The sequence below is a fragment of the Amycolatopsis balhimycina FH 1894 genome (genome assembly GCF_000384295.1).
In the GTDB taxonomy this organism is placed as follows: Bacteria; Actinomycetota; Actinomycetes; order Mycobacteriales; family Pseudonocardiaceae; genus Amycolatopsis; species Amycolatopsis balhimycina.
Window position 1 is genome coordinate 6,766,394 of the sequence record NZ_KB913037.1, and the last position, 23,476, is coordinate 6,789,869.

A 23,476-nucleotide genomic window follows, 5' to 3' on the forward strand; every position below is an offset into this window, starting at 1 on the left:
CCAGGGGAGGAAAGTCATGAACGCGTACCGAGTTTCGGCAGGGTCAACGTTATCGCGGCGGTCGTCAGCCAGCTCAGCAGGTCGGCAAGGGGAATGCGGGAAAGCCGTTCCGGCCATTCCTCCGCCATTGCGTGCAGCACGAGTTCGTCGTGCCGCGGCTCGACTTTCGTCAGCCGGATGCCCGGCGGGAGTTCCGGCAGTGGCAGCTCGATGGGCCGGAACCGCTTCGGCGCCCGCAGTTCCTTCTGTCCGATGTGGAGGGTCTGGGGCAGCAGTACCACGGCGTCGTCCGCGACCTGGGGCCGCAGGGTCAGGTGGCCCCACTGCGGGTGCTTGGCCCAGCGGATCCGGAGCAGCCCGTTCCCGGCCGGGGCCGCGACGATCCCGGGCCGGACCGCCGCCACCCGTTCGCGCAGCACGTCCGCGGACACGGCGATCCCCAACCGCACTCGGGCGGGCATGGCGGCCGGCGTGGGCAGCGAGCGGAGGCGGACGTCTTCGGCGATCACGGTGACCCGGCGCAGCGGAACGCTGCCGCCGTCGGATTCGGGCCAGTCGACGTCCTCGGCGACGATCCGGACGTCGCCGACACGGCCGGTGGCCAGCCGGAGGCTGTCGGCCGGGTAGTCGAGTTCGGCGAGGGTGAAGCGGACTTCGCGGTCGCCCACGTTCGAGCCGCCTATGTTCGCCGTCAGCCTGCGGCCGACCAGCTGCTCGGTGACCGTGCGCGCCAGAGCAGCTGGCGTGACCGGGACGTTCGGGAACAGCGAACGCCCGGCCGCTGCCAGTCCAGCCAGCCCGGCCAGCTCGGGCCAGGGCGACCAGCCGTCGAACCACCCGCCGTCGCTCATCCGTCCAGTGTCGCCGAAGGACACCGGGGGCGGCGAGGGCGGGTGGCTCCCGAGGCGGGTGCGGACAGCGGGTCGCCCGCCGTCACCGTCCCGCGAAGCGGGCGATGATGCCGGTCACGACCAGCCAGAACACCGCGGCCAGACCGAAGTCGAGGATCACGGCGAGGCTGGGGCTGTCCACCGGGAACAAGCCGGGCCAGAACAAGGCGAGAGGAACCGCCAGTGACTTGATGAACTGGAAGAAGGCGTTGCCGGCATTGGCACCGGCCAGCACCATGATCATGTAGAGAACTTCGATCCCCGCGAAGATCGCGCCGATCGCCGTGATGACCCGCACGGCCGTGTTCCGTCTGGTGGTGGTTCGCCAAGGAGACATGTCCGGAAAATTCCCGGAACGGGTGACCGATCAAACGCTTCCGGCCACAGATTGCGCCGTTCGGCCGCTTCTGTTCGCTCTCCGGAACCACATGGGCACGCTCAGTCGACACCGAGCAGCCGGGCGATGGCCCAGTCCTGCACGGCGAGGCCGACGGACTTGAACACCGTCCGCCCGGTCACCGCCGGAGGCGTGCGGAGGGCGTGGCCCAGCTCCAGCAGGCCGGCTCGGTCGAGGAGCCCGGTGTCCACGGCGTGGATCACCTCACCGGCTTCCTCGAGCGCGGCGTCGACCTGGTCCACCACGACGCAGCTCGCCGTCCGGAGAAGCTCCGCGGGAAGTTCCCGCATCGACGGCAGGTACGAACCGATCGCGTTGACGTGAACCCGTTCGGGCAAGGCTTCGGCCGGGAAGAGAGGAGTACTGGATGAAGTAGCGCAGCAGACGATCTCGGCGTCCGACACCGCGTCCGCGGCGGACGGGGCAACCCGCGTCACCACTTCGGGGAACTCCGGGCTCAACCGAGCCGTGAAGGCTTGCGCGCGCTCGCGGTCACGGCCGAAGACGGCCAAGCTGCGCACCGGGCGGACCGCCGCGACGGCGCGCACCTGATCGGCGGCCTGCGCGCCGGTACCGAGGAGGGCAAGCCTGCTCGCGCCGGGCGGAGCGAGCAGATCCGTGGCGACGCCGGACACGGCGCCCGTGCGCAAGGTGGTGACCTCGACGGCGTCGGCGACCACCTGGCCGGCGGCGGTGTTCCACACGAGCGTGCCCAGGATCATCGGCGTCCGGCCGGGAGCCAGGTTGAGGGTCTTCACAACGGTCGTCGACGACGGCGTGTGGCAGGCACTCATGACGAGCGTCGTACCCCCGCCGAAGGACAACCGTTGCGGCACCACAAAACGCCCGGCGGCGAGGTCGAGGAACGCCTCCCGCACCGCCTCGACGGCGGTCGGCATCGGCACGGCGTTCCGGACATCGTCGGCGTCGAGCATGGGCGGCCCCTCCGGGATCGGATCTGCCGCCAGCCTGACGGGCTGTCCGATGCCACGCAAGATCCATCGCCGTCAAGGGCTGATGGCTGTTCCGCGACGACTGGTGGTGGGTGGGTGGGGAGGGGGGAGGGGGGAGGGGAGGGGAGGAAGAGGAAGGTGACCGGCCACGGATCGGCGCCCGCCGGCCCGGCGAACGACCGGTCGCCGCCGGTGGCGGCAGCGGGCGTGTCCCGAGGGTGCGGATGCGCGGGGGCCGACCCTGCCGGGCCGAACGGCGCCGGCGCGGTGTTCGCGGACCCATCCGCGGCGACGCAGCGCGCCGTCAAGCTGCGGCGCATCCATCGGCGGGCATCCGCCCGCCGCGCACTCGCGTGCTGCGCACCCACCCGCCGCGACTTGCCTGCTGCGCACCGACCCGCGCGCACTACGTGCCGCGACTCACCTGCCGCGCGCCAACCTGCGGGGCAGCGACCCCTCGGCGCTCGATCCGCCGAACGCCGAGCCGGCCAGCGTGATCGTGTCACCCGAACCGGCTGCGGCGCTCGTCACGTCGCTGCGGCCGCGGGTCCGGGCGTAGGCTCGCCGGGACCGGGAAGGGGAGTGCCGCATGGGTGTCGTGACACCGGGATTCCAAGGCCGGGCGCGTGGCGGCAACCCGCGCCTGCCGCCCGGGCAGTACCTGGCCGAGGACTTCCCGGTGCTGTCGGCGGGCCCGACCCCGCGCGTGCGCACCGAGACGTGGGAGTTCACCGTCACCACCGAGACGGGTGACAAGCACGCCTGGAGCTGGGCCGAGCTGATGGCGCTGCCCAGCGAAAAGCCCACGGTTGACATCCACTGCGTCACCCAATGGTCCAAACTGGACACCCGGTGGCGCGGTGTCTCGGTGGACACGCTGGTCGGTGGGCTCGGCACCGAAGCCGACTACGTCATGGTGCATTCCTACGGCGGGTACACGACGAATCTGCCGCTGGCCGACCTGCTCGACGGCCAGGCCTGGGTCGCCTACGAGTACGGCGGCAAGCCGCTCACCCCCGAGCACGGCGGCCCGGCGCGGCTGCTCGTGCCGCACCTGTACTTCTGGAAGTCCGCGAAGTGGGTGCGCGGGCTGGAACTGAAGACCCGGGACGAGCCGGGCTTCTGGGAGAACGCCGGCTACCACGACTACGGGGATCCATGGCGCGAACAGCGGTATCAGGGCGACTAGCCTGGCGGGTCGCCCGCCTGGCCGGCTTCCGTGACGAGACGCCGACGGCGCGCACGCTCGTCTTCGACCTGCCCGGCTGGCCCGGGCATCTCGCGGGGCAGCACGTCGACGTCCGGCTCACGGCCGCGGACGGCTATCGCGCGCAGCGCAGCTATTCGCTCGCCGCGCCGTCCGACGGCGATCGGGTGGAGCTGACGGTGCAGCGCGTCGCCGGCGGCGAGGTGTCCGAGCACCTCGCCGGCCCGTACGCGATCGGCGATCCGGTCGAAATCCGTGGTCCGGTCGGCGGCTGGTTCGTCTGGCGGCCGGCGGACCCGGAGCCGGTGCTGCTCGTCGCGGGCGGCTCGGGCATCGTGCCGCTCATGGCGATGGTCCGTGCCCGCCGCGCGGCCGGCGTCCGGACGCCGTTCAAGCTGATCTATTCGCTGCGCACCCCCGCCGAGCTGTACTACGCCGAGGAACTGCGCACGCCGGTGGCGGGGCTGGATGTCACGTACGTCTACACGCGTGAGCTCCCCGAAGGACTCCCGGGCATTCCTCGGCGCATCGACGTGGCCACGCTCAACACGGCGGGCTGGCCGGCGGAGTTCGGCGCGACCTGCTTCGTCTGCGGCCCGACCGGTTTCGTGGAGACGGTGGCGGACATCCTCGTCGCCCTCGGCCACGACCCGCATCGCATCCGCACGGAACGCTTCGGCCCGAGCCGCGACTGAGCCGCCACTGAACGTCTGGCCGAGCATCATCCGATGAATAGGTGACTTCGTGCCCCGCTGAGCGGGAAATTGTCGACATAGGCGGCGAGAGATCCTATGTTTCGTCCATGCTGACCAAGTGGGGCTCGAAGCGGCGCCGCACCGCGGTGGTCGTTCTCCTGGGGGCGGGCGCGTTGCTCGCCGCAACCGGCCCGGTGGCCGCGGCGGATCCGGACGCCGCGAGCCGGGACGTCTACGTCTCGCCCGCCGGATCCGACCACGCCCCGGGCACCGCGCGCCTGCCCGTGCGGACCCTCGACAAGGCGCGCGACCTCGTGCGGCAGCGCGCGCCGCACCTCACCCGCGATCTCACCGTGCACCTCGCCCCCGGCGTCTTCCGGCTGGCGCAGCCGCTGCGCCTCGACGCCCGGGACTCCGGCGGCAACGGCCACCGCGTCGTCTGGCAGGGCAGCGGCGACACCGAGCTGAACGGCGGCCTGCGGGTCACCGGCTGGCGGCCGGTCCCCGGCCGTCCCGGGTTGTTCGCCGCGCCCGCGCCCGCCGGCCTGGACAACACCCGGCAGCTTTACGTCGACGGCGTCCGCGAACAGCGCGCCCGTGGCCCGCTGCCGGTGACCGTCAAGGCGACCGCCACCGGATACACCGCGAGCGCGGACACGTCGGCGCACTGGCGGAATCCGAAGGACATCGAGTTCGTCTACACCGCCGGCGAAGCGCTCTGGAACATCCAGCGCGACGGCCTCGGTCAGTGGACCGAGCCTCGCTGCCCCCTCGCCGCGGCCGAGGGCACGACGATCACGATGGCCCAGCCGTGCTGGGACAACTCGACGAAACGCGTGCTGTTCCCGGACATCCCCGGCCGCAGCGTGAACATGGTCGGCCCGGCCGACCTCACCAACGGCCGGCACCCGACCTATGCGGAAAACGCTTTCGAACTGCTCGACACCCCCGGCGAGTGGTACCTCGACCGATCCGCACGCGTCGTCTACTACCTGCCGAAGCCGGGCCAGGACCTGCGCCGCGCCGACGTCGAGGTGCCGGTGCTCGAGAAGCTCGTCGACGCGCGAGGCACCGCCGCCGCGCCGATCCACGACGTCGCCTTCCGCGGGTTGCGCTTTTCGTACGCGACGTGGCTGACGCCGTCGTCACCGGAAGGCTTTTCGGAAATCCAGGCGGGCTACACGATCACCGGTGCCGACGGCTGGGCGGTGCAGGGCCTGTGCCAGTTCGTTCCCGGCGGCACCTGCCCCTACGCGTCGTGGACGCGGGAGCCCGCGAACGTCTCCGTGTCGCACGGCCGGCGCGTCGAGTTCGGTGACAGCGTGTTCGCCCACCTCGGCGGCGCCGGCCTCGACCTCATCGACGGCACCAAGGAATCTCAGGTCCGCGGCGACGTCTTCACCGACATCTCCGGCAACGGCGTCCAGGTCGGCGGCGTCGGCAAGCCCGTCACGGACACCGACGCCGACGTCGTCCGCGACGTCGTGGTGACCGACAACCACCTCTACGGCCTGCCCCGGGAATTCCACGGCGGGGTGCCCATCGTCAACGGCTACACCGTGCGGAACACCATCTCGCACAACCAGATCGACCACGTCGGCTACTCGGCGATCTCGGTCGGCTGGGGCGGCTGGCCGGACAAGATCAAGAAGCCGGCGACGCCGAACCTCTCGCACGACAACGTCGTCTCGGACAACCTGATCTTCGACTACATGCTCATGCTGGACGACGGTGGCGGCATCTACACCCAGGGCATCACCGGAACTTCGCTGGATGACGGCGAGAAGGTCACCGGCAACGTGGTGCACGACCAGTGGGGTCTCGGCAAGGCCGTCTACACCGACAACGGCAACACGTACGAGACGGTCCGCGGCAACGTCCTGTACCGCACGGCGTACTTCAACGTCGGCACGGTGCACGTCGACTACCGCGACGACCTCGGCAACAACGACCCGACGCTGGTCGAGGACAACTACTGGGAGCAGGGCGACCGCGACAAGACCGACAAAGGCGCGATCTGGCGCGGCAACAAGCTCCTGGCCCGCCCGTCCGACGCCCCGGCGGCGATCGTCACGAACGCGGGTCTCGAACCGGCCTACCGCGGCCTGCTTTCCCGCCGAGTCGGCGGAGGCGCACCGGCCGAAGCACCGTCGCGCGTGGGCACGTTCGCGGCCGACGGCAAGCTGTACGCGACCTGGAACCCGACGTTCGCCTTCAACAACGCCCCGGTCACGGACTACGTGGTGACGGCGACAGGCGACGGCCGGACGTTCACGGCGACGGTGTCCGCCGCCGACTTCGCGAAGCGCGCGTACGCGGAGGTCTCGGGCCTGACAAACGGAACGTCGTACACGGTGACGGTCGCGGCGCGCAACGCCTACGGCACGAGCGAGCCCTCCCTCGCGGCGGCCCCGGTGACACCGGGCCCGAAGCCGGGCGCACTCCCGGGGGCGCCGACGAGTGCCCGGGCCCTCCCGAGCGCAACGGCGGCATCCATCCGCTGGAACCCTCCGGCGGCCACGGGCGACACCCCGGTACTGGGCTACACGATCACGGTGTCGGACGGCCGCACGATCCCGGTCCAGGGCCGCGACGCCCTGGTCAGCCAGCCGACGATCAAGGGCATGACGAGAGTGGTGGACGGCCTCCAGCCGGCCACGGCGTACACGTTCACGGTGGCCGCGGTAACGGCCACCGGCACCGGTCCGGCAGCGACTTTCACAGCCACGACGGCAGCGGCCTGACGCAGGTTTCCCCACATGGGACGGCACTTGAGCTGGTTGTCCACATCCCGGCGGGAATGTGGACAACCAGCCCCGCCGAAGGCGTTTTCCGGCGTTTCGCCGGACACCCCCGATACACTGGACACGGGGCCGGTCCCCCGGAGAGGGCGGGGGGAGCTCTAGTGGTGTGTCGGTGATTTGTCGCGGTAGGGTTGGTTATGGCGATCATTACAGCCGCGCCACTGTCGATGTCGGACACCCAGCGGACTGAGCTGACGAAGATGGCGTCTTCGTCGGTCCTGCCCTATCGGCAGGTGATACAGGCCAAAGCGTTGCTGTGGGCCGGTGATGGAGTCGCGAACGAGGAGATCGCGCGGCGCTGCGAGGTCGACTCCGACACCGTGCGGCGCTGGCGGAAACGGTTCACTGAGAACGGCACCGACGGAGTCGGGGTAATCGCGAAAGGCCGAGGCCGCAAACCCTCGCTCCCACCCGGCACCGTGGCCGAAGTGCTGCGCCTGACCTTTCACGAACGCCCCGAAGACGGATCGACACACTGGAGCACCCGCACCCTGGCCGCACGGATGGGGATCGGCAAGGACACCGTGGCGAAGATCTGGGCCGACCACAACCTCAAGCCGTGGAAGGTCGACACCTTCAAGATCAGCAACGACCCGCAGTTCGAGGAGAAACTCCTCGACGTCGTCGGGCTCTACCTCAACCCGCCGGCCAGGGCGGTGGTGTTCAGCTACGACGAGAAAACCCAATGCCAGGCACTCGACCGCACCCAGCCGTCGCTGCCGATGACACCCGGACGGGCCGGGACCATGACGCATGACTACAAACGTCATGGCACCATCGACCTGTTCGCGGCGATGAACATCGCCACCGGCGAAGTCGTCACCGACCTGCACAAAGGCCACGCCGGCGCCGATGTCCTGCGGTTTTTCAAGCAGATCGACAAAACCGTTCCCCGCGGGCTCGGTGTCCACGTGGTCCTGGACAACCTCTCCGCCCACTCCACCCCGGCCATCATGAAGTGGCTGGGACACCGCGACCGTCGCCGCTGGCATCTTCACTTCACTCCGACGTCGAGTTCCTGGCTCAACATCGTCGAGCGCTGGTTCAAAGAACTCACCGACAAACGCCTCCGCCGAGGCGTGTTCACCAGCGTCGCCGACCTCACCACCGCGATCACCACCTGGGCCGAACACTGGAACAAGGACCCGAAGCCCTTCATCTGGAAAGCCACCGCCGAACAGATCATCACGAAGGTCCAACGCGGACGAGACACCCTCAACCAGATCAAAACACAGACAGACCACTAGGGAGCGTCGGGCCGCGACAACAACTCCCGCAGGGTCGCCAGCAGCTCGCGCCGATCGGCGGCCCCCAGCTTTCCGCGGATCCGGGCCATGTGGTGCTCCACCGTCTTGCCCGAAATGAACAGCTTGCTGCCCGCCTGCTTGTACGTCAGCCCCTCGACGACGAGCCTGGCCACTTCGAGCTCCCGTTCGCTCAACGCCGCCAGTCCCGTCCCCGCCGCCGGTTCCGCCGACGCTCCGGGTTCGCGGCGGGCCGCCGTTCCCTGGAACTGGCGGGCCGCTTCCAGGAGCTGGACCATCGCTTTCCGATCCGATGTCCGGATCGCCGCCTGGCCGGCCAGGCGGGCCGCGTCCCAGCGGAGGCCCAGCTCGTGCAGCTCCGCCGCCGCTGCCGAGATCACTGCCGGGTCGAATGTGCCGCTCAGGACCGCCAGCCAGCTCTGGGCCGCCATGGCCAGCGCGTGCGGGTGGCGGCCGCAATGGGCGTGGCTGCTCAACGTCGCCAGGTGCGCCTTGACCGCTTCCGCGTCCTCCAGCGTGATCGCCGCGTGGAGCTCGTGCCAGACCAGTGAGACCGTCCACAAGGGAGGCTCGCCGAGGCGGGACAGGAGGCCGTGGGCGCGTTCGAGCTGGCCGGACAGCTTGGCGAACGCGCCGGTGCGGGCCGCGGCGATCGCCAGCTCGCCCAGCGGCAGCAGCGTGAACAAGTCCGTCTGCTGCCGCATCGACGCCTGGTACGCGCGGTTCCACGACCGCTGCAACCCGACCAGGTCGCTCGCCCGCCGGGCCAAGCCCAGCTCCAGCGTCGCGAAGAACAGCTCGTCGCGGGCTTCCAGCGCGACACCCGCCACGGCGTCGCGGTGTTCCGCCGCCGTCGCCAGGTCGCCCGCCGTCATCGCCACCCAGCCCAGGAGGAGGCGGTGCCGGGCCGCCAGGAGATCTCCGCCGATCCGGCCGTCCAGCGCCCGGGTCAGCACGGACTCCGCCAGCGCCAGCTCCCCCGTGTGCAGGGCGACGAGCGCGGCCAGCGCGGCCGGGCTGTCCGGCAGCAGCGTGCCGCCCAGCGCCGGCTCCAGCATCGCCGCCGCGCCGAGGAGCGTCGACAACGTCTCCGTCGCGCAGCCGGACACCGAATCCACGATGCCGCGGGCCATCCGGGCCGCCGCGCCCGCGAACAACGTCGGCGCGACGCCGGGCGTGGGCGAGTCCAGGAGACGCCGGGCGCCTTCGAGGTCGCCCGTGCCGACCATTGCCGTCGCCGAGAACGCGTCGGTTCGGCCCGCCCAGTGGTACAGCTCGGCGCTGCGGGCCAGTTCGCCGCGGTGGGCCAGGACCGTCGCGGCGATTTCCGCCCCCGCCGCGCGGGTTTCCGCGTCGGCCGCGCCGAGCATTCCGTCGCCGAGGCGCAGCGCGGTGTCGAGGTCTCCGGACAGCGCCGCCGCGCGCGCCCAGCCCGCCGTGACGGCGGTGGAGCGGTCGCCCGCTTCGGCGGCGGCTTCGAACAGCCGGGTCGCGAGCCGCGCGTCGGACGGCAGCGCTTCGGCCGCGGCCGCGGCGAACGCGGCCGCCGCGGACGTGCCGGAACTGCCCGTGCCGAGCAGCGAACGCGCCAGGTCGAGCACCGGGAGCCCGTTCGCCAGCTGCAGTTCGACCAGCCGCTGCACCGTGGTCAGCCGGCGGGCGGGCGGCCCGAAGTCGCGGACGGCCGCGGCCGCCAGGGGCAGCAGCGTGTCGTCGGGGGCGAGCAGGCCGGTCGCGCGGGCGCCGTCGACGATGCCGGGCAGCTGGTCGGCGTCGCGGTCCAGCAGTGCGCACAACAGGTCCAGGTTGCGCCCGGCGCCGGCTTCGGCCGCGATCAGGTAGCGCAGCACGTCGTCGTCGAGCTCGTCGAGCTCCGGCCGGAACTCCTCCAGCCGCCCGTGCAGCGCGCGCTCGGCCAGCCGCGGCACGCCGCCGCTGCGGGCGTGCAGTTCGGCCGCGGCCGCCGGATCGGCGGGCGACCCCGACGACCCTTCAGCCGCGGACATCAGCTGCGCGATGTCTTCGACGCCGAGCGGGCCGAGCTGCAGCAGTGTCCAGCCGGGTGCCACCGCGGCCGGCCGGTGCGCGACGACGATCGGCCCGTCCGCGCCGGTGAGCAGCTCTTCCAGCTGGTCGGGGGCGAGCCGGTCGGCGTCGTCGACGAGCACGGCGTCGACGCCCGCCTCCCGGTAGCAGCGGTCGAGCGCCGCGAGCAGCACGCTCTTGCCGTACCCGCCGGGGGCGACGACGGCGAGCCGCAGCGGCGCGGCCGGTTCGGCGGCGACGCGGTCGAGCAGCCGCCGCGCCGCCGGGTGCACGGGGATGGTGCGAAGCGGGGGGACCTGCATGAGCAGTGTGTTCAACAGTGACCTTCACCGGAGGGGGCGCAGTGGCTCGGGGCGGGGGTGGGCGGAGCGGGGGGACCGGCGTTGGCTTCGCGGGCGGTGAGGGTGATCGCCCCGGCCGAAACGGCCGCGGCGAGCACCAGGATCGCCGCGGCGAGGGGGCGCCGGCGCCGGAACAGGTTCAGCGGGCTGCTGCGCTCGGGCAGTTCGAACGGGGTGATCTCGACCGGCGGCCGGGGTGGCCGCTCGCCGAGCTCACCGAGCGTGTCCACCTGGGGGAGCAGGGTGGTTTCGACGGCGGGGGGTTCCTGCGGCGTCCCCCGGCCGTCGGCGCGCAGTGCGGCGAGGGCGGCTGCGCCGAGCGCGGCGGTCGCTGGCGGAACCGGTCCCGCGAACATCGGGCACGGCGGCCGGGCCGGCAGCGCGTGCGGGGGGACGTCGCCGCAGAAGACCACTCCGGCGAGGCCCTTCGGCGACGTCGAGGCCGCGCCGGCGAGGGCGAACAGGGTGCTGAGCGCGGCCGCCGGTGCCACGCCCTCGGCGCTCGCGCCGAGCTGCCAGCCGCTCGCGCCGGACGCCGTCGCCAGGGTGACGTTCACGCCGTCGGCGCCGAACTCGCACACCCCGGCGACCTGGGCGCCGGGACCGGGGACGGGCAGGTGCGCGCCCAGCGCGGCGATCGGGCCCGGGACCAGCGTGACGTCGGGGAACCCGGCGTCGGCCAGTGCCCGCCGCAGCACGTCACGGCGATAGCTGCCCCAGTCGCCGGGGTGGGTGAGCACCAGGTGGTGCGGGGCACCGCCGAAGAGGTGTGCGGCGTGCTCGGCGATCCCTTCGACGAGCACGGCGGTGAGCGTTTCGGGCGGGAACGGCTCCCCCTCGACGAGCATCGGCACGTCGTCGCCGATCCGCCGGTGGAAGCCGGTGAGCAGCCGGGACGGGACGCCGGCGCCCGCCTGCGCGGCCGCGTCGCCGGTGAGCAGGTACCCCTCGTCGTCGAGGAACAGCGCGGACGCCGCGGCGGGGGATCGCTCACCCAGCCAGAGGGGTTCGGGCTCGCCCCAGCCGGGGCCTTGACGCCGGCAGGTGGCGGCGTGGGTCCGTCCCTGTGCCACATCGATCCCGAGGACGTAGGGCAACGGCGCTTCCTCCTCACCTCGTGGGGCCGAACAGGGGCAGGGAATCCCCCTAGGGCTCGGGGCATCCTCACCCAAACGGGTTAGTCAGGCAAGGGTCTGGAGGGATTTAACCCAACTGAGCGCGTCTCTGTTGAGCCCCTAACTCCCTAACGATGACATATCGATCCCCTATCGGCTGACCAGACTGCGACTCGGAGTGATCCCCGATGTGCGCTGGGGGACGGTCTCCCTACCTTGATGTCGGAGCACCGGTCCTTGCGGCCGTTGCCGTCCCCCGAACCACCGGATCTGGAGAAACCCCATGGACTCCGTGCAGACGTTGCACGACTTCGCCCTCAACCTGCTCAACGACCCGACCGCGCTGGCGGCCTTCGGGACGGACCCGCAGGGCGTCCTCGCCGCCGCCGGTCTCGGCGACGTCAGCGCCGCCGACGTGCACGAGGTCATCCCGCTGGTGCTCGACTTCGTGCCGGTCGACAGCCTCCCGGCCGTGGGCGCGCTCCCGGCCGTCGGCGACCTCTCCTCGGTCGGCACCGACGCGGTCGGCATCCAGGGTGCGATCGACCAGCTCACCGCCCTCACCTCGGGTCTCGGCCTGCCCGCCACCTCGGCTCTGCCGGTCGTCGGCGAGCTGGGCACGGGCGAGCTGCCGGTCGTCGGCAACCTCGGCCTGCCCGCCGTCGCGGGCGTGGGCTCGCTCCCGGTCGTGAACGACCTCACCAACACCGCCGCCGGCGTGACCGCGCTGGCCGGCGACCCGACCGGCGCCTTCGGTGCCGCGGGCGACCTCGGCTCGAGCCTGGACGCGGTCCAGGTGGCCGGCAACCTCGTGTACTCGGTCACCGACGTCGACCACAGCGCCGCCGTCGGCGCGGTCGGCGAGGTCAGCGGCCTCGGCGAGAGCGTGCTGGGCAACGTCTCCAACAACGCGACCGCCCCGGTCTACGAGGCCACCTCGCACGTCGGCGACGTCAGCGGTGACCTCACCCACACCGTCAACTCGGTCGTGGGCAACGTCGGCGACTTCTCCGGCATCCTCAAGGGCGCCGGCGACCTCGACGTGCAGCACGTCACCGGCGAGGTCACGAACGCCGTCCACGGCCTCGGTGGCGTCACCGACACCGTGACCTCCGTCACCGGCCTCAACGTGGACCACAACGTCGCGGGCCAGGTCGGCGACGTCGTCAGCGGCAACGGCTCGGCCGTCCACGACGTGGTCTCCAGCGTCTCCGACATCAGCCACAACGCGCTGGGCAACCTGCACATCGGTGACATCGCGTCGCACAACGACATCCACATCGGGCACTGATCCCCGAACGCCTCACAGGTGCCCGTCCCGCGGTCTGGGTGCGACCGCGGGACGGGCACCCGGTGTGCGTACGGGGAGTGAACCGGGGAAACTCCTTGGCTGTGAACGCCCCTGCTTGGCTCGAAGTGCTCAACGAGACCCTGGACGCGTGCCGCACGCACGGCCGCGCCGATCTCGCCGAGCGCCTGCGCAGACGCCGCGACGCCCCGTCCGGGCAGACCCGGCTCGGCGTGCTCGGCTTCCCCAAACAGGGCAAGGGATACCTGCTCAACGCCGTGCTGAACGCGCCGGTGTGCGCGGTCGGCGACGCCGCGACCCCCGCCGTGCCCACGGAAATCACCTACTCGCCCGAACCCGCCGCGACCCTGGTCGGCCGGTCCCTCGAACGGATCCCCGTCGCGGTCGAACGGCTCACCGGCGAGCTCGGCGCCCGGCCCGCCGGCACGCTCAGCCGGGTCGAAGTCGGTGTGCCGCGCGAACTCCTCTCGGCCGGTCTCGTCCTGGTCGACACCCCGCCGGTCGGTGACCCGCGGTCACCGCGGACCGCCGCCGCGCTGGACTTCCTCGCCGAAGCGGACGCTGTGATCATCGTCTCGGACGCGACCGCGCCGCTGAGCGCCGCCGAACTCGCGCTCGCACGGCATGTGCGTACTTGGTGCCCGCATGTCGTGTTGGCGCTCACGAAGATCGACGCCAGCCCCGGGTGGCGCGCGGTCGCCGAACGTGACCGCGGCATGCTCGCCGAAGCGGGAGTCGACGCGCCCGTCTTGCCGGTTTCGGCCGTTGTGCGCCAAGCCGCCGCGAAGACCGGTGACGCGGATCTCAACGCCCGCTCGGGATTTCCCGAGCTGCTGGGCTGGATCGCCGAGCAGGCCGCGCGGCCGCCCGAGCAGTCCCGCGCGCTGCTCGCAGCGGTGGGCGTGCGCGCCGCCGCCGCCGAACTGGTCGAGTCGCTGCGCGACCGCGTTGATGCAGGCGCCCAAGACGCCGGGCTCGGCCAGGCCGCGCTGCTGCAGCGGGCGCAACGCCGCGCCGACGACCTGCGGCGGCAGAACACCCGGTGGCAGAACCTGCTTTCCGACGAGATCACCGACCTGCTGTCCGACGCCGAGTACGACCTGCGCGAGCGGACCCGCAAGATCGTCAACACCATCGACCGGACCTTCGACGAGGGCGACCCGGCGAAGGTGTGGGACGAGTTCGCGCCGTGGCTGGACAACGCGCTGGCCGAGGCCGTCGACACCAACTACACGTGGCTGGCCGACCGGGCGGAGTGGATCGCGCAGGCGGTCGCCGCGTGCTTCGGCGCCCAGTACGACCGCGCGCTGCCCGACCTGCGGCTCGACGGCTCGGGCGTGGAAGACCTCGACGAGGTCCTGCGGCCGAAGATCGAGAAGTTCAAGATCGGGCAGCAGGCCTTCACCGGGCTGCGCGGGTCGTACGGCGGTGTGCTGATGTTCGGCCTGGTCACCAGTCTCGCCGGGCTGCCGCTGATCAACCCGGTCTCGCTCGGCGCCGGCGCGGCGTTCGCCGCGAAGACGATCAAGGACGAGGGCGGGATGCGGCTGCAGCGCCGCCAGGCCGTCGCCAAGCAGGCCGCCCAGCGGCACGTCGACGACGTCTTCCTGCGGTTCGGCAAGGAATCCCGCGACGCGATCCGCGTCGTGCAACGACGGCTGCGCGACCACTTCACCGGGCTGGCCGAAGAACTCGCCGACGAGCTGACGCGCGAACGCGAGACGATCCTGGCCGGCACGGCCGAGCGCGAGCGGCGGACCGGGCACATCCGCCGTGAGATCGACCGGCTCGCCGGGCTGCACCAGCGCGCGGGCGAGCTCGGCACGATCGCCGGGCGGCAGCAGCGGCGGGAGCTTTCGGCGTGACCCGGGACGTCCGCGACCTCCTGCACGCCGCGGCCGGGCTCTACCGGGACGACCCGCGTGCTTCGGCGCTCCTGCACGACTGCCTGAACCGGCTGGAGCAGCCCCTGCGCGTCGCGTTCACCGGCGCGCCGTCGGCGGGGAAGACGACGCTCGCCGCCGCGCTGGGCGAATGGCCGACGCGCGCGCTGCGCGACCTCGTGCTGCTGGACGATCCCGGCCCGGGCGACGACGTCCCGGACGCGACGGTCCGGCTGGTCCGCCACCTCGAGCCGGACGAGCTCGCGGCGGCGCACCAGCCGGGCGGCTCGGCGTTCGCGCGGCAGAGCGCGGTCAACTCCGTGCTGGTGCTGTCGCGGGCGGACGAGGTCGGCGCGGGCCGGATCGATGCGTTGCTGACCGCGAAGCAACTCGCGCGGCGCGCGTGGCGCGAAGACCCGCTGTGCACCGGGTTCCTGGGCGTGATCGCCGTCGCCGGGCAGCTGGCGTACGGCGGCCGGTCGTTGCGTGACGACGAGTTCGACCTGCTGGCGGCGTTCGCCGCGGTGCCGCGCGAAGAGCTGGAACGGCACGTGCTTTCGGTGGACTCGTTCACCGATCCGGCGTTCCCGGGCCCGATCCCGGTCGAGACGCGGCGGTCGCTGGTGGTGCGGTTCGGGATGTTCGGCGTCCGGCTGGCCCTCACGCTGATCCGCACCGGCTGTGACGACCGCGTCAAGCTCTCGGCGGAACTGGTGCGCCGCAGCGGTCTCGGCGAACTGCGGGACACTCTGGCCGGCTGTTTCGTGGCACGGGCCGAGGCGCTGAAGGCGCGTACCGCGATCATCCGGCTGGAGGCGTTGCTGGCGGCCCAGCCCCGCCCGGGCGGCGACCGCCTGGTGTCCCGGGTGGAGCGCTTCGCCGCGGCTGCGCACGACTTCCGTGAACTGCGCCTGATCGCCGACATCCGCGGCGGCCGGACGGCGTTGTCCGGCGAGCCGGCGGAGGAGGCGGTCCGGTTGCTGGGCGCCCAGGGCACGGCGCCGGCGGACCGCCTCGGGCTGGAACCGGACGCGGACCCGGGCGAGATCTACGACGCGGGCCTCGACGCGTTGCGGCGCTGGCGGCACGAAGCGGAGCGACCGGACCGCCCGCACCCGGAACGCGCCGCGGCGCACGTGGTCGTCCGGTCGGCCGAGGGACTGCTGGCGTTGTTCGGTTAGAGAACCGCGGTCGCTTCGATCTCGACCAGGTGTTCGGGGACGTCCAGCGCCGCGACCCCGATCAGCGTGGCCGGCGGGCTCGCCTTGGTGTCCAGCTTCGCGGTCGCCCGGGCGATGCCGTCCAGCAGCGCGGGCATCTTGTCCGGCGTCCAGCCGGCGACGTAGAACGTCAGTTTCGCGACGTCGTCGAACGAGCCGCCGGCCCCGGCCAGTGCGGTGCCGACGTTGAGGTAACTCCGCTCGACCTGCGCGGCGAGGTCGCCTTCGCCGATCGTCTTGCCGTCGGCGCCCCACGCGACCTGCCCGGCGACGAAGACCAGCTTCGTCCCTTCGGCGACCGCGACCTGGTGGTAGACGTCGATTTCGGGCAGCCCAGCGGGGTTCACCAGGGTGACAGCCATGTTCTCCTCCGTGATCTCTTGTGGTTACCCAGGAACCATAGGAGAGTGTGCGCTGACATGGAAGAACGCACTTTCCAGTGACAGGGGAACCTGATGGTGACCAAGCAGGACACGGACCTTTCCCGCGCGGATTCGCTGGCGCGCGAGATCTTCTCCGACGTCGCCAACAAGTGGGCGTTCCTGATCATCGAGACCCTCGGCGAGCGCACGCTGCGCTTCAGCGAGCTGCGGAACCAGGTCGAGGGCATCAGCCACAAGATGCTGACCCAGAACCTGCGCATGCTGGAGCGCAACGGCCTGATCCAGCGTGAGGTGTACCCGACCGTGCCGCCGCGCGTCGAGTACACCCTCACCGAGCCCGGTCAGGGCCTGCGCGCGACGGTCGACAGCATGTGCGGCTGGACCCAGCGGTACATCGAGGACATCGAAACCGCGCGGCTGCGCTTCGAAGGCTAGACCGGCTTTCCGTTCACCGTCACGTTCGAGAGCGTGACGTCCCGGGCGTTGCTGATCTGCGGCGCCGGGGTGTCGATGGTCGTGAACGAGCTGTTCGCCAGGCGGAACCCGGTCAGCGGGCTCTCCTCGGCCCCGCTGATCTTCAGCGCGAACGGCGAGTCGTCGAGGTGGACGTCACTGATCTCGATGTCGCGGATCACCGGCTGCACGATCGGGCCGTAGCCCGGGCCGGTGAGGCTGTAGTTCATGTCGACGAAGATCGCGCCGCGGTCGACCGGGCCGCCGGTCAGCCGGCGCACGTGGATGTCCGAGACGACCCCGCCGCGCCGCGGGTTCGTCTTGACGTACACGCCGTAGAACGACTTGTACGATGAACCGGCGTGGATCCGGTTGTCCTGCGCGAAGACGTTGCGCACCCCGCCGGACATCTCGCTGCCGACGGTGATCGCGCCCCAGCGGCCGTAGTAGTCGTTGTCCTCGATGACGATGTCCTCACTCGGCACGCCGACGCGGCGGCCGTCGGTGTCGCGGCCGGACTTGATCACCGTACCGTCGTCGCCGGTGTCGAACGAGCAGCCGTGGATGTGCACGTCCGCGCAGCTTTCCGGGTCGACGCCGTCGACCATCGCGCCGCGGGAGTAGATCGTCACGTTCCGGACCGTGACGTTGCGGCACAGCACCGGGTGCACCGTCCACATCGCCGGGTTCCGCAGCGCGACGCCCTCGACCAGGACGTTGCGGCAGCGGTAGAACTGGATCAGGTTCGGCTTGAGGAAGTGCTTGTCGCCGAACACCCGCTGCGCCACCGGGACGCCGTCGGCCGCCTGCTGCTGCAGCCGATCCCAGTCGGGGCCGCGTTTGCCGTCGAAGTCGAACCACGGCCCGGCCGCCGCGTTGCCGTCGATGGTGCCGGATCCGGTGATCGCGACGTCGGTCTGGTCGATCGCGTAGAGGAACGGCGAGTAGTTGTGGCACTCGATGCCTTGCCAGCGGGTGAACACCACCGGCAGGTACGACGCGGCGTCGCTGCGGAAGCGGATCGTGCCGAGCACGTGAAGCTCCACTTTGGACAGCAAATGGATCTTGCCGGTGCGGAACTTCCCGGCGGGCACCAGGACGCGGCCGCCGCCGGCGGCGTGGCACGCGGCGATCGCCGCCTTGAACGCGGGCGTGCAGTCGGCGGAGTTGTCGCCGACCGCGCCGTAGGAGCGGATGTCGAACACCCGGTCCGGAAACGACGGCGGCGTGATCCGGCCGAGGATCTCCGGCACGCGTGCCCACGGGTCGTCGGCGGCCGATGCGCTCGCCGGTCCGAACACCGCGCCGGCGGCCAGCAGGCCGCCCGCCGCGCCCGCGGCCTTGAGGAAGTCGCGCCGACTGGTCATCCGAGTCCTCCCGTGTCCGTCATACATCATGTACAGCATGCGATATGCCCGATAGTGCGGTCAAAAAAGTCCCGCTGACCGGTATTGACGCCCGGCGGGCCGTGGCGCACCATAGAGCAGTCTATGGCCACTGCGTCTATGACACAGTGCGGTCTATGGTCCAGCGCCGGCCCGAAGGGGACTCCCATGCCCGAAGACGTCCGCCCCCGGGTCCGGCTGTTCGGTGAGCTCGTGGCGCACTGGGCGCGGGAACGCCCGGCGGACACCGCGCTGATCTTCGGCGACCGGTCGTGGACCTGGGCGGAGTTCGACGAGCGGATCCGGCGGCTTTCGGGTGCGCTCACGGCCGCCGGGATCACCCGCGGCGACCGCGTCGCCTTCGTCGACAAGAACCACCCCGCCTGCCTGGAGACGACCTTCGCGGCGGCCGGGATCGGCGCTGCCAACGCCGTGGTCAACTGGCGGCTCTCCGGCGAGGAACTCGCGTACGTGCTCAAGGACGCCGGGGCGAAGATCGTCTTCGTCGGCGCCGAGCTGGTTCCCGCGCTCGACGCGATCCGCGACCGGCTGCCCGCGGTCGAACGCGTGGTGGTCGTCGGCGGGGACGCCGACGAGTACGAGTCCTTCCTGACTTCCGCCGAGCCGCACGCCGGGACCGGCGTCGACACCGACGACGGCGTCCTGGTCATGTACACCAGCGGCACCACCGGGTTCCCGAAGGGGGCGGTGCTGACCCATCGCAGCGTCCTCGCGCACGGCCTCGCCGCCGGGACCGCGTTCCCGATCGGTCCCGGCGACGTCAACCTGGTCGCGATGCCGCTGTTCCACGTCGGCGGCAGCTGTTACGCGGTTTCCGGGTTCCTCTACGGAGAGCCGTCCTATCTGACGCGCGAGCCGGACGCGGCGTCGCTGTTCGCGGCGCTGCAGGCCGGGATTACGCACGCCTTCCTGGTGCCCGCCGTCGTGGCCGGGATCGCGCAGGCCGGCGAGGCCGCGCTCACGGCGTTCTCCCGGCTGAGGTACCTCTGCTACGGCGCTTCGCCGATGCCGCTCCCGCTGCTGCGCACGGTGCTCGCCGCCTGGCCGGGCGTCAGGTTCGCCCAGGTCTACGGCATGACCGAGCTGTCCGGCGCGGTCACCGCGCTGGATCCGGAGGCCCACCGGGACGACACGCGCCCAGAACGGCTGGCCTCGGCGGGCACCGCACTGTCCGGAGTGGACATCCGGATCGCCGACCCGGTCACCGGGGAGGACACCGAGGTCGGCGAGGTCTGGGTCCGCACCGAGCAGCGGATGGCCGGGTACCTCGGCAAGCCCGAGGCGACCGCGGAGACCATCGTGGACGGCTGGGTCCGCACCGGCGACGTCGGGCGTCTCGACGACGGCGGGTTCCTGTTCCTCGAAGACCGCGTCAAGGACATGATCATCACCGGCGGCGAGAACGTCTACTCGCCGGAGGTCGAGCGGGTCGTGGCGGAGTTCCCCGGCGTCGCCGAGGTGGCCGTGATCGGTATCCCGGACGACCGGTGGGGCGAGCAGGTCAAGGCCGTCGTCGCCGGCGACCAGCTCGACGCGGAGAAAATCGTGGAGTTCTGCCGCGAGCGCTTGGCGCACTACAAGTGCCCGCGCAGCGTCGACGTCGTGGAGGCGTTGCCGCGCAACGCGACCGGCAAGATCCTCAAGCGTTCGCTGCGTGAACCCTACTGGCGGGACCGGGACCGGAACGTCTGATGCCGGCGGCGAACCGGCAGGCCTACTTCGCCAGCGCGCTCAAGGTGCTGGCGGAGCAGGGGTTCACCGGGCTGAACGTCGGCGCGCTGTGCCGCGACCTCGGGGTCACGAGCGGCTCGTTCTACCACCACTTCGGCGGCTGGCCGGGGTTCGTCGAGCAGCTGCTGGACCATTGGGAGAACCGGCAGGTGCTCATCCTGCACGAGGGCAGCTTCGGCACGGGCGGACCCGCGGCGGACTTCGCGGCGCTGATGGACCTCACGCTCGGGCTGCCCCACGAGGCCGAGGCCGCGATCCGGGCGTGGGCGATGAACGACGAGACCGTCCGCGCGGCACAGAACCGCGTCGACTCCGCGCGGCTGCGGACGGTCGGCAAGGCGGTCGCGGGCATCGTCGGCGACCGCGCCGTGGCCCGGACGCTGACCGCGCTCGGGATGGCGATGCTCGTGGGGCACCAGCAGCTGGCGTCGGCGGGCGAGCACGGCGAGCTGACGGCGCTGCTGGGGGAGTACACGCGGCTGGTGCACTCCCGCGCGAGCCAGGTGCGGACTAGGCGTTGCCGAGCACCCGCGTCACCGTGATCTCCAGGACCACCCGCTGCGGGTTCGGCTTGGGCTGCCGATAGCGGGCGGCGTACCGGTTTTCGGCGTCCCGCACGGACTCCGGGTCGTCGCGCAGCACCGCGCGTCCCTCCAATGTGGACCACTTCGGGCCGTCGAGCTGGCAGACGGCGACCGGGATGCCGCCGTCGCCCGCGGCGCGCACGAGCCGGGCCTTGACCGACGGCGCGAACGTGATCACCCGGGCGAGGCCCGCTTCGAAGTCGACGGTCACGCCGACCGCGACGACGTGCGGGGTGCCGTCCGGGCGGACCGTGGTCAGCGTGGCCAGCCGTCGCTCGGTCCAGAACGCGCGGAAGTCCGGGCCGCGGCCGTCGAGGTCGATCTTCATGGTGCCCACGCTAGTCCGTCCGGGTGCCCGGGCCGCGGGAGGACCCACGCACGGTGATAGTAAGGAAAGTTTCCTAACAGTCTTGACCTGGTCTTGAACCTTCTGTCAGGCTCTGATCACCTTCGCCGCAGTCAACGATGTCTTACGGAGGAGCCATGAAGAGAGTCGTCCGCGCGGTGGTGGTTTCGGCCGCGCTCGCCGCGGGGCTGCTGAGCGTGCCGACGGCCGCGTCCGCGGCCGGCACGCCGTACGTGCCGGGAACGCTGCGGCCTTCCGTCTCGCAGGCCACGCAGGATGCCGCGGTGCAGAAGTACTACGACTTCTGGAAGAAGAACTTCCTGACGACCAAGTGCGGCAGCGGCACCTACGCCGTGCTGTCCAAGGACGCCGACCACTCCTTCGTCGCCGAGGGCGAGGGCTACGGCATGACGATCTCGGCGATGATGGCGGACAAGGACCCGCAGGCGCGCTCGATCGTCGACGGGATCCTGAAGTTCGTGAAGGCGCACCCGTCGGTCAACAACAAGGACCTCCACGCGGCCGAGCAGGATTCGAAGTGCAAGAGCGTCAACGGCAGCGACTCCGCCACCGACGGCGACCTCGAAATCGCCTACGGCCTGTTGATCGCGGACAAGAAGTGGGGCAGTGCCGGGTCCGTCGACTACAAGGCCGAAGCCGTCCGGATCATCAACGCGATCAAGAAGAGCGAGGTGAGCGGCTCGACGAAGTTCACCGCGCTCGGCGACTGGGGCATCGACGACTCGAAGTACAAGAACAGCTCGCGCTCGTCGGACTGGATGCCGGGCCACCTGCGCGCGTTCGCCGCGGCGACGGGTGACAGCTTCTGGGACTCCGTCCGCACCCGCGCGGAGACGGCGGTGAGCCAGCTGCAGTCGTCGTACGCGCCGAACACCGGGCTACTGCCGGACTTCGTGGTCAACACGAACTCGACGCCCAAGCCGGCGCCGTCGAACTTCCTCGAGGGCCCGTACGACGGCAAGTACAGCTGGAACGCCTGCCGCGACCCGTGGCGTCTCGGCGCGGACGCGATCTCGGCTTCGGGCAGTGCGGCGGTGTCGCAGGTCCGCAAGATGAACACGTGGATCAAGTCGGCCACGGGCGGCGACCCGGCGAAGATCCAGAGCGGCTACTCGCTGGCGGGCTCGAAGACCGAAAGCGGTCAGCACCCGTGCTTCACGGCCCCGTTCGCGGTGGCGGCGATGACGGACCCGGGCAGTCAGGCGTGGCTGGACAAGCTGTGGACGGCGATCTCGACGTGGTCCCCGGACGCGACGGACTACTACGGAACAGGCATCACGGTCCAGGTCCTGCTCATCCTGACCGGCAACTACGTGGCCGCGTAGGGCAAAGTTCGTGAAGGCCACCTTGAGGAACTACAAGTTCCTCAAGGTGGCCTTCACGAACATCGGAAAAGAGTGTGCCCGGCGGGCTCAGCTGGGTTCGCGCAGTGGGAGCCCCGCGGCGCGGTAGATCTCGTCGATCACCGTCATCGTCTCCACCGCGTCCGCCGCCGACGTCTTGACCGGCTCGCCCTTCAGCACCGCCGCCGCGAACGCGTCCAGCTGGTACGCGTACGACGCCCGGCGCGGGAACTTCTCCGTGCGCCGCGTTTCGCCGACCCGGACGGAAAGCCGGTGGTAGGCCTGCGGGCCCACCGGGTTCAGCACCGCCAGCGAGCCGCGTGAGCCGATCACCTTCGCGCTGATCTTGAGCAGCGAGGACGACCACATCGAGCACTCGATCCGGCCCGTGTGGCCGGACGGGTACGCGAGCTCCGCCGTCATCGCCCGGTCGACCCGGGGTGAGCGCAGCTTCGCCGAAGCCGAAACGACCGAAGGGGTCTCGCCGCCGAAGATGCGGGCCATGTGGACCGCGTAGCAGCCCGCGTCCATCGTCGCGCCGCCCGCCAGGTCGTAGTTGTAGCGGATGTCCGAGAACTTGGGCAGCGGGAAGCACAACGCGGTCTCGACCCGCTGAAGCGAACCCAGCTCGCCCGACGCCACGATCTCCTCGACCCGCAGGGATAGGGGGTGGTAGCGGTAGTGGAACGCCTCCATCACCACGCGGTCCGAACCGGCGGCCAAGCCGGCGATCTCCCGCGCCTCCGCCGCGTTGGCCGTGAACGGCTTCTCGCACAGCACGTGCTTGCCCGCCTCGAGAGCGGCCCGGGTCCAGCGTCCGTGCAGGCCGTTCGGCAGTGGGTTGTAGACCGCGTCGATGTCCGGGTCGGCGAGCAGTGCTTCGTAGGACGAATGCACCCGTGGCACGCCGTGCTTGGTCGCAAACGCTTGCGCCCGCTCCGGGGACCGGGCCGCGACGGCCACGACCTCGACGTCGGCGTTCGATGCGGCGGGCTTGATCAAGGCAGCGGGGGCGATGCGAGCCGCCCCCAGGACGCCGATCCGCAGGCTCATGGCGCGAAGTTAGCACCGAATCGCGATTTCA

The 23,476-nt window shown here is 71.2% G+C and carries 20 protein-coding genes; 11 read left to right on the top strand and 9 right to left on the bottom strand.

The genetic code is table 11. From position 1 onward, the window contains the following. Window positions 1-14: 14 nt before the first annotated feature. From A3CE_RS0131025 to A3CE_RS0131035, 3 genes are all read right to left on the bottom strand, one after another. Window positions 15-851: an LmeA family phospholipid-binding protein gene (locus tag A3CE_RS0131025; RefSeq protein WP_020643996.1), complete on the bottom strand. Its 837-nt coding sequence runs from the start codon at window positions 849-851 to the stop codon at window positions 15-17. A gap of 82 nt (window positions 852-933) precedes the next feature. Then, the gene (locus A3CE_RS0131030) at window positions 934-1,188 is read right to left on the bottom strand and encodes a hypothetical protein (RefSeq protein ID WP_020643997.1); all 255 of its coding nucleotides are present in this window, start codon (window positions 1,186-1,188) and stop codon (window positions 934-936) included. A 140-nt stretch (window positions 1,189-1,328) separates the two neighbouring features. Then, window positions 1,329-2,222, bottom strand: a complete 894-nt coding sequence (locus tag A3CE_RS0131035; protein ID WP_020643998.1) for an ornithine cyclodeaminase family protein — start codon at window positions 2,220-2,222, stop codon at window positions 1,329-1,331. 607 nt (window positions 2,223-2,829) lie between these two features. On the opposite strand from A3CE_RS0131035, the gene A3CE_RS0131040 reads away from it, so the two are divergent. From A3CE_RS0131040 to A3CE_RS0131055, 4 genes are all read left to right on the top strand, one after another. Continuing rightward, entirely contained in the window at window positions 2,830-3,429 is a 600-nt protein-coding gene (locus A3CE_RS0131040) for a sulfite oxidase-like oxidoreductase (RefSeq protein WP_020643999.1), read from the top strand. After that, entirely contained in the window at window positions 3,399-4,142 is a 744-nt protein-coding gene (locus tag A3CE_RS0131045) for a ferredoxin reductase (protein WP_020644000.1), read from the top strand. Before A3CE_RS0131040 ends, A3CE_RS0131045 begins: the two co-directional genes overlap by 31 nt. A gap of 107 nt (window positions 4,143-4,249) precedes the next feature. Then, entirely contained in the window at window positions 4,250-6,886 is a 2,637-nt protein-coding gene (locus A3CE_RS0131050) for a fibronectin type III domain-containing protein (RefSeq protein WP_020644001.1), read from the top strand. A gap of 197 nt (window positions 6,887-7,083) precedes the next feature. Next, window positions 7,084-8,193, top strand: coding sequence for an IS630 family transposase (locus tag A3CE_RS0131055; RefSeq protein WP_020644002.1), 1,110 nt, complete (start codon window positions 7,084-7,086; stop codon window positions 8,191-8,193). On the opposite strand, the gene A3CE_RS0131060 is transcribed toward A3CE_RS0131055, so the two are convergent. Together A3CE_RS0131060 and A3CE_RS0131065 are read right to left on the bottom strand one after the other, a co-directional pair. Then, window positions 8,190-10,574: a helix-turn-helix transcriptional regulator gene (locus A3CE_RS0131060; RefSeq protein WP_020644003.1), complete on the bottom strand. Its 2,385-nt coding sequence runs from the start codon at window positions 10,572-10,574 to the stop codon at window positions 8,190-8,192. The two genes, A3CE_RS0131055 and A3CE_RS0131060, sit on opposite strands and share 4 nt — an antisense overlap. Continuing rightward, window positions 10,571-11,695 (bottom strand): Hsp70 family protein, encoded by a 1,125-nt coding sequence (locus A3CE_RS0131065; RefSeq protein WP_020644004.1) that lies wholly within the window; start codon window positions 11,693-11,695, stop codon window positions 10,571-10,573. Before A3CE_RS0131065 ends, A3CE_RS0131060 begins: the two co-directional genes overlap by 4 nt. Before the next feature lie 301 nt (window positions 11,696-11,996). On the opposite strand from A3CE_RS0131065, the gene A3CE_RS0131070 reads away from it, so the two are divergent. From A3CE_RS0131070 to A3CE_RS0131080, 3 genes are all read left to right on the top strand, one after another. Further along, window positions 11,997-13,004 (top strand): IniB N-terminal domain-containing protein, encoded by a 1,008-nt coding sequence (locus A3CE_RS0131070; RefSeq protein ID WP_020644005.1) that lies wholly within the window; start codon window positions 11,997-11,999, stop codon window positions 13,002-13,004. A gap of 101 nt (window positions 13,005-13,105) precedes the next feature. After that, a complete protein-coding gene (locus A3CE_RS0131075; protein WP_026469046.1) occupies window positions 13,106-14,887 on the top strand; it encodes a dynamin family protein in 1,782 nt (593 codons plus the stop codon). Next, window positions 14,884-16,086: a hypothetical protein gene (locus A3CE_RS0131080; RefSeq protein WP_020644007.1), complete on the top strand. Its 1,203-nt coding sequence runs from the start codon at window positions 14,884-14,886 to the stop codon at window positions 16,084-16,086. Before A3CE_RS0131075 ends, A3CE_RS0131080 begins: the two co-directional genes overlap by 4 nt. Here the strand turns inward: A3CE_RS0131080 and A3CE_RS0131085 are convergent. Next, window positions 16,083-16,487, bottom strand: coding sequence for a RidA family protein (locus A3CE_RS0131085; protein ID WP_020644008.1), 405 nt, complete (start codon window positions 16,485-16,487; stop codon window positions 16,083-16,085). The two genes, A3CE_RS0131080 and A3CE_RS0131085, sit on opposite strands and share 4 nt — an antisense overlap. Before the next feature lie 93 nt (window positions 16,488-16,580). Here A3CE_RS0131085 and A3CE_RS0131090 point away from each other — a divergent pair, with 93 nt between their 5' ends. Beyond that, entirely contained in the window at window positions 16,581-16,943 is a 363-nt protein-coding gene (locus tag A3CE_RS0131090) for a winged helix-turn-helix transcriptional regulator (RefSeq protein WP_020644009.1), read from the top strand. Here the strand turns inward: A3CE_RS0131090 and A3CE_RS0131095 are convergent. Beyond that, window positions 16,940-18,328, bottom strand: a complete 1,389-nt coding sequence (locus A3CE_RS0131095; RefSeq protein ID WP_020644010.1) for a glycoside hydrolase family 28 protein — start codon at window positions 18,326-18,328, stop codon at window positions 16,940-16,942. The two genes, A3CE_RS0131090 and A3CE_RS0131095, sit on opposite strands and share 4 nt — an antisense overlap. Window positions 18,329-18,514: 186 nt before the next feature. Between A3CE_RS0131095 and A3CE_RS0131100 the strand changes: the two genes are divergently transcribed. After that, on the top strand, window positions 18,515-20,059 hold the full coding sequence (locus A3CE_RS0131100) for an acyl-CoA synthetase (protein ID WP_020644011.1): 1,545 nt from the start codon (window positions 18,515-18,517) through the stop codon (window positions 20,057-20,059). Next, window positions 20,059-20,640, top strand: a complete 582-nt coding sequence (locus A3CE_RS0131105; RefSeq protein WP_020644012.1) for a TetR/AcrR family transcriptional regulator — start codon at window positions 20,059-20,061, stop codon at window positions 20,638-20,640. The genes A3CE_RS0131100 and A3CE_RS0131105 overlap by 1 nt, the downstream gene beginning before the upstream one ends. On the opposite strand, the gene A3CE_RS0131110 is transcribed toward A3CE_RS0131105, so the two are convergent. Then, window positions 20,609-21,010 (bottom strand): PPOX class F420-dependent oxidoreductase, encoded by a 402-nt coding sequence (locus A3CE_RS0131110; protein WP_026469047.1) that lies wholly within the window; start codon window positions 21,008-21,010, stop codon window positions 20,609-20,611. The two genes, A3CE_RS0131105 and A3CE_RS0131110, sit on opposite strands and share 32 nt — an antisense overlap. A 155-nt stretch (window positions 21,011-21,165) precedes the next feature. Here A3CE_RS0131110 and A3CE_RS0131115 point away from each other — a divergent pair, with 155 nt between their 5' ends. Next, window positions 21,166-22,374 (top strand): family 8 glycosyl hydrolase, encoded by a 1,209-nt coding sequence (locus A3CE_RS0131115; RefSeq protein WP_020644014.1) that lies wholly within the window; start codon window positions 21,166-21,168, stop codon window positions 22,372-22,374. Between the two features lie 87 nt (window positions 22,375-22,461). Here the strand turns inward: A3CE_RS0131115 and A3CE_RS0131120 are convergent, their stop codons facing one another. After that, on the bottom strand, window positions 22,462-23,445 hold the full coding sequence (locus A3CE_RS0131120) for a Gfo/Idh/MocA family protein (protein WP_020644015.1): 984 nt from the start codon (window positions 23,443-23,445) through the stop codon (window positions 22,462-22,464). Window positions 23,446-23,476: the final 31 nt, after the last annotated feature.